The sequence below is a fragment of the Pectobacterium sp. IFB5596 genome (assembly GCF_021432585.1).
GTDB lineage: Bacteria > Pseudomonadota > Gammaproteobacteria > Enterobacterales > Enterobacteriaceae > Pectobacterium > Pectobacterium punjabense.
On sequence record NZ_LXFY01000012.1, the window covers coordinates 436,216 to 450,419 of the forward strand.

Sequence of the window (14,204 nt, forward strand, 5' to 3'; positions counted from 1 at the left end):
TTTATTCTAAGCCACTTTAAACAGCAGCAGCATCAGGCAAGAGAACACAGGAACCGCAGCTGTCAGGCTGTCGATACGATCGAGCACGCCACCATGCCCCGGAATCAAATGGCTACTGTCTTTGATGCCAGCCTCACGCTTAAACATGCTTTCCGTCAAATCACCCAATACCGAGGCCAGCGCAGCGGCGATAGAACAAATCAACAACGTCGCTGGCGCTACCGTTAACGGCGCATAGAGGCTGAACAGCACAGAGATTAGCGCTGAGGTTGCCAGACCGCCGAGAAAGCCTTCCCAGGTTTTGCCCGGCGAGACTTTTGGTGCGAGCTTGCGCTTGCCAAACAGTTTGCCGAACATATAAGCACCGCTGTCTGCTCCCCACACCAACAGCATCACGTACAGCAGCCACCAGGCACCCGCGAAGGGATTAATCGCGTAATTGTAATGGCGAAGCGCGACCATACCCCAAAAAAACGGCACGATCGTCATGATGCCGAACACAAGCCGCAATGCGCGTGAGTGACGCCAAAATGAGGCTGAGGCCGGATAAAACAGAACCAAAAACAGCGCAACACCCCACCACACCAGTGATGACCAGAGTGCGATACTGATTTGCGGAATATGGACAGAATAATGGTAGGCCGGGAGCGATAACAGCATCAGCGCCAGCAAGAAACCACACAAGATCGCGAGCCACAGGCGTTGACCATAAGAGGCAAAACCCGCCAGTTGCCCCCATTCCCATGCAGCCAGCATACAAACAGCCAGCGTAACAAGCGTGAACCCCAGAGGCGGCAGCAAGAACAGTGCAGCAATAACAATCGGGATCAAAATAAAAGCAGTAATCAGGCGATACTTCAGCAAAAGTTCCCCCTAGGATGCATCAGCATCGATAGGTGTTGTTCCCCCGAAGCGGCGCTCGCGTTGTGCAAAAGCATTCAGCGCACCTTCAAAGACTTGTTCATCGAAATCAGGCCAGAGGACATCAGTAAAGTAAAGTTCAGCATAAGCAATTTGCCACAGAAGAAAATTACTGATGCGGTGTTCTCCACCGGTTCTGATCACCAAATCAACCGGAGCCAGATCATTCAGACAGATGTACTGACATAATGACGCTTCATTAATGCTATCAGGGCGAAGAATGCCTTCCTGCACCTGTTCTGCAAGTTGCCGTACTCCCTGAATAATATCCCAACGGCCGCCATAATTCGCGGCAATATTGAGTGTGAGCCCCTGATTCTTTTCTGTCAGCGTCTCTGAACGACGGATTCGCTCTTGTAAGCGCGGGCTGAAGCGGCCGATATCGCCAATCACCCGCAGGCGGACATTGTGCTTGTGCAGGCTTTTCACTTCACTGTCCAGCGCCCGAACAAACAGTTCCATGAGTGCGGAGACTTCCTGCGCTGGACGGTTCCAGTTTTCACTGCTAAATGCATAAAGTGTCAGTGCGTCAAGCCCTTGGCTCACGGCGAAACTGACAGAACGCCGCACAGCCTTTACACCAGCCTTGTGGCCAAAAATCCGCATTTTCCCCCGGCTTTTCGCCCAGCGACCATTGCCATCCATGATGATAGCAACATGCCGCGGCACGGCGGGTGGCAGATCGTGAGTATTTTTTTGATTATCGGACGGCATAACGCGTACTTATTTCCTCAAGCAAGAAATACAACAGTCCTTCCGTAACATCAGACCCCGTTAGCGCAAAAAAAGCCGTGAACGATCACGGCTTAGCATCACAGTCGATTATACATTCGCATAATCAACCATTGAGTGGCGCAGACTATACCACCTCAACCGCACATGAACAAATCGTGCCACGGGTCTATCCGGGCTATCGCGCGTAATGTGTCAGAGTCTGTGTTGCGACCTGTCTGGCCCAGTTGTCGATGAACAGAACATCATCAACGCTGCCGGGTTCTGGCAATGTAAGCTGTTCAATAACATGACGATTTACCGCCGCAATATCCGTAAAGCGTATCTGCGACTGCAAAAATGCCGCTACCGCAATTTCATTTGCTGCGTTCAATGCCGTGGTGGCCGACTGACCATGATTACAGGCATCAATCGCCAACTGTAAACAAGGATAGCGCGCATAGTCCGGCGCTAAAAATGTCAGCGCACCAATTTGGCAAAAATCTAACGATTTTACGCCCGACGTCACACGTTCAGGATAAGCCATTGCATGGGCAATCGGCGTACGCATATCGGGCGAGCCCAACTGCGCCAGAACGCTGCCATCACGGTAACGCACCATAGAATGAATGACCGACTGCGGATGAATAATCACTTCCATCTGTTCGGCAGAAGCATTAAACAACCAGCGCGCTTCGATATACTCCAGCCCTTTGTTCATCATCGTGGCAGAATCAACCGAAATTTTGCGTCCCATTGACCAGTTTGGATGCGCACACGCCTGATCCGGCGTCATGTCCGCCAGCGCCGACACCGATGTTTCGCGAAAAGGTCCACCAGAACCGGTCAAAATAATACGTTCGACCCCATGCTGCGACAATGAAGCGTAACCTAATTGGCGTTGAATTTGCTCAGGCAAACTCTGAAAAATCGCATTATGTTCACTATCAATCGGTAAAAGCTGTGCGCCACTTTGCGCCACGGCGTCCATAAAGAGGCGTCCACAGGTGACAAGCGATTCTTTATTTGCCAACAGCACCTGTTTTCCAGCATGAATTGCAGCCAATGTTGGCAATAGCCCAGCGGCACCCACAATCGCAGCCATGACCTGATCGACACCATCCAATGCAGCAAGATCACACGCCGCTTGTTCCCCAGCCAAAACCTCTGTTTTGCAACCGTATTCCGCTAACTGCTGGCGCAGGGCAATTGCAGAAGCTTCATCAGCCATTGAGGCATAAGCGGGTTGGAAAGAGAGGCATTGTTCCACCATCAGCTTGACGTTGTATCCAGCAGATAGCGCGCGTACGGCAAATTTATCGGGATTGGCTTTAATCACCGCCAGCGAACTGACGCCAATAGAACCAGTGGAACCAAGAATTGTCAGTTGCTTCATTAAAAATGCTCTGAATAACCGGATTCGATGACAGGAAGGTACACGAGTCTGAGACGATTACCATGATATATCTCTGCGATTGATCACAGTCACGATCGTTGCAGGCATATACATAGCAAAAAATTGTTTACTGCCCAGAGGGGCTAGCCTTCACCCATTCATTGCATAACTACGGTAATAGTTAAAAATAAAGCGCCGCCGGAAAAAAGGGCAAGTCCCCGTTTCCTGCGACGCACTATCTAGCAGGCTGATTAGAACTCCATCAGCTCCGCTTCTTTTTCTGCCAGTGCGGCGTCCACTTTCTTAATGAAGTTGTCAGTCAATTTCTGCACGTCGTCCTGAGCACGACGTTCTTCATCTTCGCTGATCGCCTTGTCTTTCAACAGAGCTTTAAATTTGTCGTTAGCATCACGGCGCACGTTACGTACAGAGATACGCCCCTGTTCTGCTTCGCCACGAACGACTTTGATCAAATCTTTACGACGTTCTTCCGTCAGCGGTGGCAACGGAACACGGATTACGGTACCAGCAGAAGACGGGTTCAGGCCGAGGTCGGAGGCCATGATCGCTTTCTCAACCGCTGGGCCAAGCGTACGATCGAATACCGAAATCGCCAGCGTACGTGAGTCTTCTACCACGACGTTAGCGAGTTGGCGTAATGGCGTTGCACTGCCATAGTATTCAACCTGAATGCCATCAAGAATACTAGGCGATGCACGGCCAGTACGGATTCTGTTGATCTGGTTTTTAAACGCTTCAACACATTTGTCCATGCGCGTTTCAGCATCTTTTCTGATTTCATTAATCACGGTGTGAACCCTTGAAAACTGGTTGCCTGGCAGGCCATGTCAGTGCATGACCCGGTGAATAATTAATACCAGCGCTAGGCTGGCGTATGGCGCAATACTGACAATATATTACCCCATAATTTGAGTTACTGACTGATTAACGTCCCTTCTTTTTCACCCATGACAACACGACGCAGTGCGCCAGGTTTGTTCATGTTGAAAACACGGATCGGCAAATTATGGTCACGTGCCAGCGTAAACGCAGCAAGATCCATCACTTTCAGTTCACGTTCTAACACGTCTTGATAGGTTAGCGTTTCGTACATCGTCGCCGCAGGATCTTTTACCGGATCGGCAGAATAGACACCATCGACCTTGGTCGCTTTCAATACGACATCCGCTTCAATCTCAATGCCGCGCAGGCAAGCCGCGGAATCCGTGGTAAAGAAAGGGTTACCGGTTCCGGCGGAGAAAATCACCACGCGATTATTACGCAGCAGGCTGATCGCTTCCGCCCAGCTGTAGTTGTCACAGACGCCATTCAGGGGAATCGCAGACATCAGGCGAGCGTTCACATAGGCACGGTGCAACGCATCACGCATTGCCAGACCATTCATGACGGTCGCCAGCATTCCCATGTGGTCGCCCACAACGCGGTTCATACCCGCTTTAGCCAGACCCGCGCCACGAAACAGGTTACCACCGCCGATAACCACACCGACTTGAATGCCTAACTCAACCAGTTCTTTCACTTCCTGAGCCATGCGATCCAGAATGCTCGCATCGATACCAAAACCTTCAGTTCCCTGTAAAGCTTCGCCACTGAGCTTCAGCAGGATTCGTTGATAGACGGGTTTTGCGTTGGTTGCCATGGTGTTCTTATCCTACAGGCTGTCGTCGTATTGGGGGGTTGTAAAATCAACACTGTTCCACTTGGCTCCTATCTGAATACAGGAAACCAAGCGGACTAAAACTCTTGGGGCTGGATAAAAAGGAACCGCCAACTGGCGGCTCTTTTTTACTATTAAGACTGCTTACTCATTGCTGCAACTTCAGCGGCAAAATCAGTCTCAACTTTCTCAATACCTTCACCCACTTCGAAACGGATGAAGTTAGTCACGTCAGCGTTATGCTCTTTCAGCAGTTGACCAACAGACTTGGCTGGGTCCATAACGAAAGGCTGGCCAGTCAGAGAAACTTCGCCGGTGAATTTCTTCATACGGCCTTCAACCATTTTCTCTGCGATTTCTTTCGGCTTGCCAGACTGCATCGCGATTTCTAACTGAACCTGGTACTCTTTCTCTACCACTTCAGCAGACACGTCTTCTGGCTTAACGAATTCTGGTTTGCTTGCTGCAACGTGCATAGCCAAGTGTTTAACCAGCTCTTCGTCAGCGCCTTTAGCAGCGACCAGAACACCGATGCGCGCACCGTGTTGGTAGTTACCCAGAACTTCGCCTTCCAGAGCAGAAACACGACGAATATTGATGTTCTCACCGATTTTGGCAACCAGTGCAACACGCTCTTCTTCGAACTGTGCTTTCAACACGTCAACATCAGTGATTTTGCCTGCAACCGCAGCATCCAGCACTTTGTCAGCAAACGCCTGGAAACCACCATCTTTAGCAACAAAGTCGGTCTGGCAGTTAACTTCCAGAATCACAGCGTAGTTACCGTCGATCTTAGTTTTAATCACACCGTCAGCAGCAACGTTGCCTGCTTTCTTAGCAGCTTTGATCGCGCCAGATTTACGCATGTTTTCGATTGCCAGCTCGATATCGCCGTTAGCTTCAACCAGCGCTTTCTTACATTCCATCATGCCTGCAGCGGTACGCTCACGCAGCTCTTTTACCAGGGATGCGGTAATTTCAGCCATTCTAAAATCCTCGGAAGATTTGTCCTGCCCGGTCGTCAAGACCAAACAGCTTTAAAAGTGAAAAAGGGGCCATAAAAAGGCCCCTAACCAAACTAGTACTACCTGGTTAATAAGGGCTCGACGAGCCAGACTTATTATTCAGCTTCGACTAAGCCTTCTTCTGCCTGCACAGCCAGATCTTGAGAACGGCCTTCACGGACAGCAGTAGCAACAGCGCTCAGGTACAGGCTAACTGCACGGATTGCGTCATCGTTACCAGGGATGATGTAGTCAACGCCATCTGGATCGGAGTTGGTATCAACCACTGCGAATACTGGAATGCCCAGGTTGTTAGCTTCTTTGATTGCGATGTGCTCGTGATCGGCGTCGATAACGAACAGCGCGTCTGGCAGACCGCCCATATCTTTGATACCGCCCAGGCTGTTTTCCAGCTTGTCCAGTTCACGAGTGCGCATCAGCGCCTCTTTTTTGGTCAGCTTGTCGAACGTGCCGTCTTGAGATTGGGTTTCCAGATCTTTCAAACGTTTGATGGACTGACGAACGGTTTTCCAGTTAGTCAGCATACCGCCCAACCAACGATGGTTCACGAAGAACTGATCGCAGTTGTTGGCCGCATCTTTTACCGCTTCGCTTGCTGCGCGCTTAGTACCAACGAACAGAATTTTGCCTTTGCGAGAAGCAATTTTGCTCAACTCAGCCAAAGCGTCGTTGAACATTGGTACAGTTTTTTCAAGGTTGATGATGTGAACTTTGTTACGTGCACCGAAGATGAATGGCTTCATTTTCGGGTTCCAGTAACGGGTCTGGTGACCAAAGTGTACGCCAGCCTTGAGCATATCGCGCATGGAAACAGTTGCCATGATTACCTCTATTAATTAAGTATGGGGTTATGCCTCCACATGTCCCATTGCGCCGACCCCATCCGGTGAAACACCTCAGGAGCACCCCGGCGAACGTGCCGACATGTGTGTGTTATTTACACAAAGTGAGTTTAGTCGATGTGGTTGAATACCGTATAACCGCTATCCAGCCGGATCATCGGCGCGCTTTATACCATAAATCCCCCCGCGACACCAACATTTGTTATTCAATGGTCTAGAAATCAGAATGATAATTTGGCAAGCCAGCGGCATGGCTGGTAACATAAGTTATTAGTTATCGCTCTTAATTTTCGTGCTTAACAGGCACCTGCGGACAATTATCAATGGCAATTTCAATCAAAACCCCTGAAGACATCGAAAAAATGCGCGTAGCTGGTCGCCTGGCTGCCGAAGTCCTGGAAATCATCGAGCCTCACGTCGTACCGGGCGTGAGCACCGCCGAATTGGACAGAATCTGTCACGATCACATCACCAACAAGCAGCAGGCCATTTCTGCTTGCCTGGGTTACCACGGCTTCCCGAAATCCGTCTGCATTTCCATCAATGAAGTGGTATGCCACGGCATTCCTAGCGAAGAGCGAATCCTGAAAGACGGCGATATCGTCAACATCGACGTCACCGTAATCAAAGATGGCTTTCACGGTGATACGTCAAAAATGTTTATCGCGGGCAAGCCTACCATTCTGGGCGAGCGTCTCTGTCGCATCACTCAAGAAAGCCTCTATCTGGCGCTGAAGATGGTTAAGCCGGGTATTCGCCTGCGCACGCTGGGTAAAGCGATCCAGCAGTTTGCGGAAGGGAATAACTTCTCCGTAGTACGTGAGTATTGTGGTCACGGCATCGGCAAAGGCTTCCATGAAGAGCCACAGGTTCTGCACTACGATGCAGATGACGGCGGTGTGGTGTTGCAGGCGGGTATGGCATTTACGATCGAGCCCATGCTTAACGCAGGTGATTACCGCATCCGTACGATGAAAGACGGTTGGACAGTAAAAACCAAAGATCGCAGCTTGTCGGCACAGTACGAGCATACTATTGTGGTAACCGATAACGGCTGCGAAATAATGACGTTGCGAAAGGATGACACCATCCCCAACATCATCACGCATGAACAGTAAACACTAAGCCGGCAGATGCCGGCTTTTTTATGGCGTGCAGAAAGCACGCCCCCTTCGGGCCGTCGCAAGCGACGTTGAAAAACGCGCTCTGCGTTTTTTTATGGGCTGCGCTATGACAGATAAACGCTTTTCGCCAGACAATACGCCACCTGATGCGTCCTCACCAGACAGCCCTGTAAACACTATTGCGGCACAGCCCCCCGCTTCACCGCTAACCTACGCAGATGACATGTTGAACTGTCAGGCGTTAAAACAGCAGTTGGAGCTCTTCCAACTCTGGCTCGGTGCAGAATTCCGCTCCGGCGTCAGCGCGGAAAAGCTGATTGATGCCAGAACGTTGTTCATCGATCGCCTGTTGCAGCGGCTGTGGTACTTCCATGGTTTTGAAAATATTGCTCAAACCGCACTCGTCGCCGTCGGTGGATATGGCCGCGGTGAACTGCACCCGCTTTCCGATATCGACGTACTGGTATTGAGCCAGACAGAACTTAGTGAAGAACACTCCCAGCGCGTCGGCCAATTCATTACTCTACTGTGGGATTTAAAGCTGGAAGTTGGCCATAGCGTCAGAACGCTAGAAGAGTGCTTACAAGAAGGGCGTGCGGATATCTCCGTCGCGACCAACCTGATTGAATCCCGCATGATATGCGGCGACGTTGCCCTGTTTCTCACGCTGCAAAAACACGTATTCAGCGATGAATTTTGGCCGTCCTCCACCTTTTTTCCGGCAAAAATTGTCGAACAACAGGAGCGCCATCAACGCTATCACAGCACTAGCTACAATCTGGAGCCCGATATCAAGAGCAGCCCAGGTGGGCTACGTGACATTCACACGCTGCTGTGGGTGGCAAGACGCCACTTTGGCGCGACGTCGCTCAACGAAATGGTAGGTTTCGGCTTTCTGACAGAGGCCGAGCGTAAAGAGCTCAACGAATGCCAAAGCTTTTTGTGGCGCATCCGCTTCGCCCTTCACCTGATCCTGCCGCGTTACGACAACCGACTGCTGTTCGACAGGCAGCTTAACGTCGCACAGCTGTTGCAATATCAGGGCGAAGGCAACACGCCAGTCGAACGCATGATGAAGGATTTCTACCGCATGACGCGTCGCGTCAGCGAGTTGAACCAGATGCTGTTACAGCTCTTTGACGAAGCGATTCTGGCGCTGGATGCAAGTGAAAAACCGCGCCCGCTTGACGATGAGTTTCAGCTACGCGGCAATCTGGTGGATCTGCGTGATGAAAATCTGTTTATCAAAAAGCCGGAAGCCATCATGCGCATGTTCTACCTGATGGTGCGCAACCGTGAGATCAGCGGCATCTATTCCACCACGTTGCGCCAACTGCGCCATGCACGTCGCCATCTCGCCAGCCCGCTTTGCACTATCCCAGAAGCGCGTCAGCTGTTCATGAATATTTTGCGCCACCCACATGCGGTAAGCCGTGCACTCTTGCCGATGCACCGTCATAGCGTGCTGTGGGCGTATATGCCGCTGTGGGGGAACATTGTCGGCCAAATGCAGTTCGACCTGTTTCACGCCTATACGGTGGATGAACACACGATTCGCGTTCTGCTCAAGCTGGAAAGCTTCGCCGACGAGGATACGCGACCACAGCACCCACTGTGCGTAGAGCTCTACCCTCGCCTGCCTCAGCCCGAATTATTGCTGCTGGCTGCGCTGTTCCACGATATCGCCAAAGGCCGTGGGGGCGATCACTCTGAACTCGGCGCGCAGGATGTGTTGGAATTTGCGGCGCTGCACGGGCTGAACTCACGCGAAGCCCAGTTGGTTTCCTGGCTGGTGCGTTGCCACTTGCTGATGTCCGTCACTGCGCAACGCCGCGACATTCAAGATCCCACGGTTATTCAGCAATTTGCTACGGAAGTACAGAGCGAAACCCGCTTACGCTATCTGGTGAGTCTGACGGTTGCAGATATCTGCGCCACCAATGAAACGCTGTGGAACAGTTGGAAACAGAGCCTGTTGCGTGAACTCTATTTCGCTACCGAGAAACAGCTACGCCGCGGCATGCAAAATACGCCGGATTTACGCGAACGCGTCCGGCATCACCGATTACAGGCGCTGGCGCTGCTACGTATGGATAACATTGACGAAGAGGCGTTGCACCATATCTGGAGCCGCTGTCGGGCCGATTATTTTCTGCGCCATTCGCCAAATCAGCTTGCCTGGCATGCACGCCATCTGCTGGAACATGATACCAACAAACCGCTGGTGCTGATCAGCCATCAGGCCAGCCGCGGCGGCACCGAAATTTTCATCTGGAGCCCGGATAGACCTTATCTGTTCGCGGCCGTTGCCGGTGAGCTAGACAGACGCAACCTCAGCGTGCACGACGCGCAGATTTTTACCAGCCGTGACGGTATGGCGATGGACACGTTCATCGTGCTGGAGCCAGATGGCAGCCCGCTGGCACAGGATAGGCATGAAATGATACGCCAGGCGCTGGAGCAGTCGCTGACCCACCGACACTACCAACATCCACGGGTGCGTAGGCCATCGCCTAAACTGCGTCACTTCAGCGTGCCAACCGAAGTCAACTTCCTGCCAACGCATACGGACAGGCGCAGCTATATGGAGCTCAGCGCACTCGATCAACCGGGGCTACTGGCACGAATCGGTGAAATTTTTGCCGATCTCAATCTGTCGCTACACGGTGCACGTATTTCGACAATCGGCGAACGGGTAGAGGATCTTTTCATCCTGGCCGACAGCGACAGGCGAGCATTGAAGCCGGATTTGCGCCTTAAATTGCAAGAACGGTTGACAGAAGCCCTTAACCCAAACGATAAAGTACCATTGAGTTAATTTTTACAATCAGGAAAGAGAAATCAGGATGCACCAACAATTACAGAACATCATTGAAACGGCTTTCGAGCGCCGCGCAGAAATCACTCCGGCAAACGCAGACACCGTCACGCGTGAAGCCGTTAATCAGGCCATCAGCCTGTTAGATAGCGGCGCCCTGCGCGTTGCAGAAAAAATCGACGGCCAGTGGGTTACCCATCAGTGGCTGAAGAAAGCCGTGCTGCTCTCTTTCCGTATTAACGATAACCAACTTATCGAAGGCGGAGAAACGCGCTTTTTCGACAAAGTGCCAATGAAATTCGCTGACTATGATGAAGCGCGTTTCCAACGTGAAGGCGTGCGCGTTGCACCGCCAGCCAGCGTACGTCGCGGTGCTTATATCGCACGTAATACCGTGCTGATGCCGTCTTACGTCAACATCGGTGCTTATGTCGATGAAGGTACGATGGTTGATACCTGGGTAACCGTCGGCTCCTGCGCCCAAATCGGTAAAAATGTTCACCTGTCTGGCGGTGTCGGCATCGGTGGCGTTTTGGAACCGTTACAGGCTAACCCAACTATCATTGAAGACAACTGCTTCATCGGTGCGCGTTCTGAAGTGGTAGAAGGTGTTGTCGTTGAGGAAGGTTCTGTTATCTCCATGGGCGTATTCATCAGCCAAAGCACCCGTATTTACGATCGTGAAACGGGCGAAATTCACTATGGCCGTGTACCAGCGGGTTCCGTTGTGGTTTCCGGCAACCTGCCATCCAAAGATGGTAGTCACAGCATGTACTGTGCCATCATTGTGAAGAAAGTGGATGCAAAAACCCGCGGTAAAGTGGGTATCAATGAGTTATTACGCTCCATCGACTAAACTAGAAACGGCGGGCTAATTAACCCGCCGTTTTTTTACCGAGAAGGTGACGCTATGTATGACAATCTAAAAAGCCTGGGCATTACCAATCCCGATGATATCGATCGCTATAGCCTGCGTCAGGAAGCCAACAACGACATCCTGAAGATCTATTTCCGTAAGGATAAGGGCGAGTTTTTTGCTAAAAGCGTGAAGTTCAAATATCCACGCCAGCGCAAGACTATCGTGGCCGACAACAGCGGACAGGGCTATAAAGAGATCAACGAAATCAGCCCAAACCTGCGCTATGTGATTGATGAACTAGACAAGATTTGTCAGCAGGAGCAAGTTGAAGTCGATCTGAAACGTAAAATCCTCGACGATCTGCGTCATCTGGAAAGCGTCGTGTCCAACAAGATCACCGAAATCGAAGCAGATTTAGAGAAATTGACCAAGAATCGCTAAGCGCGGTCATTTCTAAACTCCACCGCCGCGAGAACACACTGCGATGATGGGCTGCAACGAAAACGGGAGCCTTGTTAGCTCCCGTTTCTTATCTCAGCGTGACATCACTGTGCATCAACCAAATCAGCCCATTCTTCGACCCACGGGCATGAAATCACTTCTGGTTCAGGATGTTCGACGGCATCAATGTCCAAAACATCGCCCAGGCGCTTAGCACCTATTTCCTGCAATAACGTATCGAAAAGATGGCCGCCCGCACAGAAATTCGGGTAGCTGCTGTCGCCCAACGCAATGACGCCATAGCGCAACGTGGGCTGATAGCCGCCTTTGTCCCGCAGAGCCGCGTAAAGCGGAACAATAGAATCTGGCAGTTGGCCTTGCCCCGTCGTCGACGTCACAACTAACACTGCATGTTCACGGTAGTCCAGCCAGGATTCCAGCGTCGCATCTTCAAAGACCTTAACCTCATGGCCACGATCCTTGAGAATATTTTCGGCTTCTTCGGCCACCAGCAATGCATTCCCGTAGACCGTACCAACAAAAATACCAATCTGCGCCATGCTTCTGACTCCCTTTTTAATTCGATGTATTTAATACGGCAGTAAGAGTAATTCGACAGAGATTACTCAACAAAATGCTCGCTATCCTGACCTGACTCGGCAGGAAACTCAACCCCTTCAAACTCAGGGAGAATCCCTTGCCAGCCAAACTGCCTCATCACCCCCTGCCACGGCGCATCCCAGCGTGCCTGCAACGTCAATGGCTGTCCGCTCACGGGATGATTCAACTGTAATTCGCTGGCATGCAGCATGAGCCTGCCGCAGGAGAAGTGCGTATCCATACCTCGATTGTGTCGCAGGTCACCGTGCGCAGTATCACCGATAATCGGATGGTGGAGATGTGACATATGACGGCGTAGCTGGTGTTTACGCCCAGTCTGCGGCTTCAGTTCCATCAAACTGTAGCGCGCCGTAGGGTAACGGCCGATGGCAACCGGCATCTCCGCCTGCGCTAAAGAACGATAATGCGTGACGGCAGGCTGTGGCGCTTTATCAGGATTGGCAAACTTGTCGGCAATCTTGTCCAACTCTTCGGTGAGCGCATAGTCGATTACGCCATCATCCATCACATAGCCGCGCACAACAGCATGGTACATTTTCTGCATCTGGTGCGATTCAAACTGCTGAGATAACGCTCGTGCCACGTCGCTGGACAGCGCGAGCAACAACACGCCGGATGTTGGCCTATCGAGGCGATGAACGGTATACACATGCTGACCAATCTGATCGCGCACGGTTTGCATCACCACGACCTTCTCTTTGCGATCCAACCAACTGCGGTGGACGAGCCAACCGCTGGGTTTGTTGACGGCAACCAGATGCTCATCCTGATAAATAATCTCAAGCATCGTGCACTGCGCCATCCTGTACATCGGGATTGAATAGCTCATCGAGCTGCTTGAGACGCAAAAAAACCGCTGCGGTCTGTTCTGGGGTGCCTTCTAATGCATCTTCAAAATAGGGAAGCAGCGCCAGCTCGGCAGGCAGCGCTAAATCGCTGTCCAACAAAGCGTGCATACGCGGCAAAAAAACCCACTGCAACCATTCTTCAGGACGCATGGTATCAAGGCTGAAGGGCTCAGTGCTGTTAAATGCCTCATCTTCCGGTGGAACAACCTGCCAGAAAGGGCTTTCCCTCAATGCGCGCTCAATATCGAATAATGACTGACGAACCTGATTCTCTCTACTCATGCGGTTTCTCGCCCTTGAAGCCAACAATAATGGCGGCAAGCATAGCATTGATATCAAGCTGACCCAATCGCCAGTAAAAGAAGGCCGCTCGACTACTCACTAGCCCCTGAAACATTATCCATTTCTTGTTCAAACACCCTGCAGAATCCCTCTAAATTGGAGAAAAGCTGCTGCGTTTGTTCCTGGCCCAAAGCCCCGAAAGCACGTTCACTTAATATCTGCGATTGCGTCAAAATCGGCTGAGTGCGTTTTTTCCCCAGTGCAGTTAACGTCAGAACCTTTTCTCGCTTGTCGTGTTCACTTTCAGCGATGTCAATCAGACCTTGTTCTTTGAATAACTTGCAGATGCTAAACACCGTTTGCTTAGGCAAGCTCCATCGCTCACAAATATATTTTTGCGTACATTTTCCATCTGGAGATACCGCCAAAGAATGCAGAACCGCAAAGGCATTTTGATTAAAACCTAGCTTCTTCATCCATTGTTGAAACAAGTTATCGAGGTGATTGAGCTGTCTGCCTAATTCATCTAATCGATGCATGTGAAATATCCTACAAATGGGCTAATCGTTCACAATCGCCAAGGCAATGAAATCCAATCACCGCATACACGACCTACCCGACACATTTCGGGTTACAGG

15 protein-coding genes are annotated in these 14,204 nt (G+C 51.1%); 4 read left to right on the forward strand and 11 right to left on the reverse strand.

Translation table 11 applies throughout. The features are described 5' to 3' along the window. Nucleotides 1-6: 6 nt before the first annotated feature. The 7 genes from cdsA to rpsB form a co-directional block, all read right to left on the reverse strand. Nucleotides 7-864, reverse strand: a complete 858-nt coding sequence (cdsA, locus tag A6301_RS11660; protein WP_107168768.1) for a phosphatidate cytidylyltransferase — start codon at nt 862-864, stop codon at nt 7-9. Between the two features lie 9 nt (nt 865-873). Then, entirely contained in the window at nt 874-1,635 is a 762-nt protein-coding gene (gene ispU, locus A6301_RS11665; protein ID WP_107168767.1) for a (2E,6E)-farnesyl-diphosphate-specific ditrans,polycis-undecaprenyl-diphosphate synthase, read from the reverse strand. A gap of 196 nt (nt 1,636-1,831) precedes the next feature. Continuing rightward, on the reverse strand, nt 1,832-3,028 hold the full coding sequence (gene ispC / locus A6301_RS11670; RefSeq protein ID WP_205541412.1) for a 1-deoxy-D-xylulose-5-phosphate reductoisomerase: 1,197 nt from the start codon (nt 3,026-3,028) through the stop codon (nt 1,832-1,834). A 251-nt stretch (nt 3,029-3,279) separates the two neighbouring features. Then, nucleotides 3,280-3,837, reverse strand: coding sequence for a ribosome recycling factor (frr, locus tag A6301_RS11675; protein WP_107168765.1), 558 nt, complete (start codon nt 3,835-3,837; stop codon nt 3,280-3,282). Between the two features lie 125 nt (nt 3,838-3,962). After that, nucleotides 3,963-4,688 carry a UMP kinase gene (pyrH, locus tag A6301_RS11680; RefSeq protein ID WP_107168764.1) on the reverse strand — a complete coding sequence of 242 codons (726 nt, stop codon included), beginning with the start codon at nt 4,686-4,688 and terminating at the stop codon, nt 3,963-3,965. Between the two features lie 152 nt (nt 4,689-4,840). Then, nucleotides 4,841-5,692 carry a translation elongation factor Ts gene (tsf, locus tag A6301_RS11685; protein WP_010296401.1) on the reverse strand — a complete coding sequence of 284 codons (852 nt, stop codon included), beginning with the start codon at nt 5,690-5,692 and terminating at the stop codon, nt 4,841-4,843. Nucleotides 5,693-5,826: 134 nt separating this feature from the next. Beyond that, a complete protein-coding gene (rpsB, locus tag A6301_RS11690; RefSeq protein ID WP_010284816.1) occupies nt 5,827-6,552 on the reverse strand; it encodes a 30S ribosomal protein S2 in 726 nt (241 codons plus the stop codon). A gap of 344 nt (nt 6,553-6,896) precedes the next feature. On the opposite strand from rpsB, the gene map reads away from it, so the two are divergent. The 4 genes from map (at nt 6,897) to A6301_RS11710 (ending at nt 11,815) form a co-directional block, all read left to right on the forward strand. Then, nucleotides 6,897-7,691: a type I methionyl aminopeptidase gene (map, locus tag A6301_RS11695; RefSeq protein ID WP_107168763.1), complete on the forward strand. Its 795-nt coding sequence runs from the start codon at nt 6,897-6,899 to the stop codon at nt 7,689-7,691. Nucleotides 7,692-7,803: 112 nt separating this feature from the next. Beyond that, nucleotides 7,804-10,515 carry a bifunctional uridylyltransferase/uridylyl-removing protein GlnD gene (glnD, locus tag A6301_RS11700; protein WP_205541410.1) on the forward strand — a complete coding sequence of 904 codons (2,712 nt, stop codon included), beginning with the start codon at nt 7,804-7,806 and terminating at the stop codon, nt 10,513-10,515. 28 nt (nt 10,516-10,543) lie between these two features. Next, complete coding sequence (gene dapD, locus A6301_RS11705) at nt 10,544-11,371, forward strand: 2,3,4,5-tetrahydropyridine-2,6-dicarboxylate N-succinyltransferase (protein WP_107168762.1); 828 nt, start codon at nt 10,544-10,546, stop codon at nt 11,369-11,371. Between the two features lie 54 nt (nt 11,372-11,425). After that, a complete protein-coding gene (locus A6301_RS11710) occupies nt 11,426-11,815 on the forward strand; it encodes a DUF3461 family protein (RefSeq protein ID WP_010284811.1) in 390 nt (129 codons plus the stop codon). 104 nt (nt 11,816-11,919) lie between these two features. On the opposite strand, the gene A6301_RS11715 is transcribed toward A6301_RS11710, so the two are convergent. The 4 genes from A6301_RS11715 to A6301_RS11730 form a co-directional block, all read right to left on the reverse strand. Further along, nucleotides 11,920-12,375, reverse strand: coding sequence for a flavodoxin (locus tag A6301_RS11715; RefSeq protein ID WP_107168761.1), 456 nt, complete (start codon nt 12,373-12,375; stop codon nt 11,920-11,922). Nucleotides 12,376-12,437: 62 nt separating this feature from the next. Next, nucleotides 12,438-13,223 carry a tRNA pseudouridine(65) synthase TruC gene (gene truC, locus A6301_RS11720; protein WP_205541406.1) on the reverse strand — a complete coding sequence of 262 codons (786 nt, stop codon included), beginning with the start codon at nt 13,221-13,223 and terminating at the stop codon, nt 12,438-12,440. Further along, a complete protein-coding gene (locus A6301_RS11725; RefSeq protein WP_107168759.1) occupies nt 13,216-13,566 on the reverse strand; it encodes a YqcC family protein in 351 nt (116 codons plus the stop codon). The genes truC and A6301_RS11725 overlap by 8 nt, the downstream gene beginning before the upstream one ends. A gap of 92 nt (nt 13,567-13,658) precedes the next feature. Beyond that, complete coding sequence (locus A6301_RS11730; protein WP_234257821.1) at nt 13,659-14,105, reverse strand: MarR family winged helix-turn-helix transcriptional regulator; 447 nt, start codon at nt 14,103-14,105, stop codon at nt 13,659-13,661. Nucleotides 14,106-14,204: the final 99 nt, after the last annotated feature.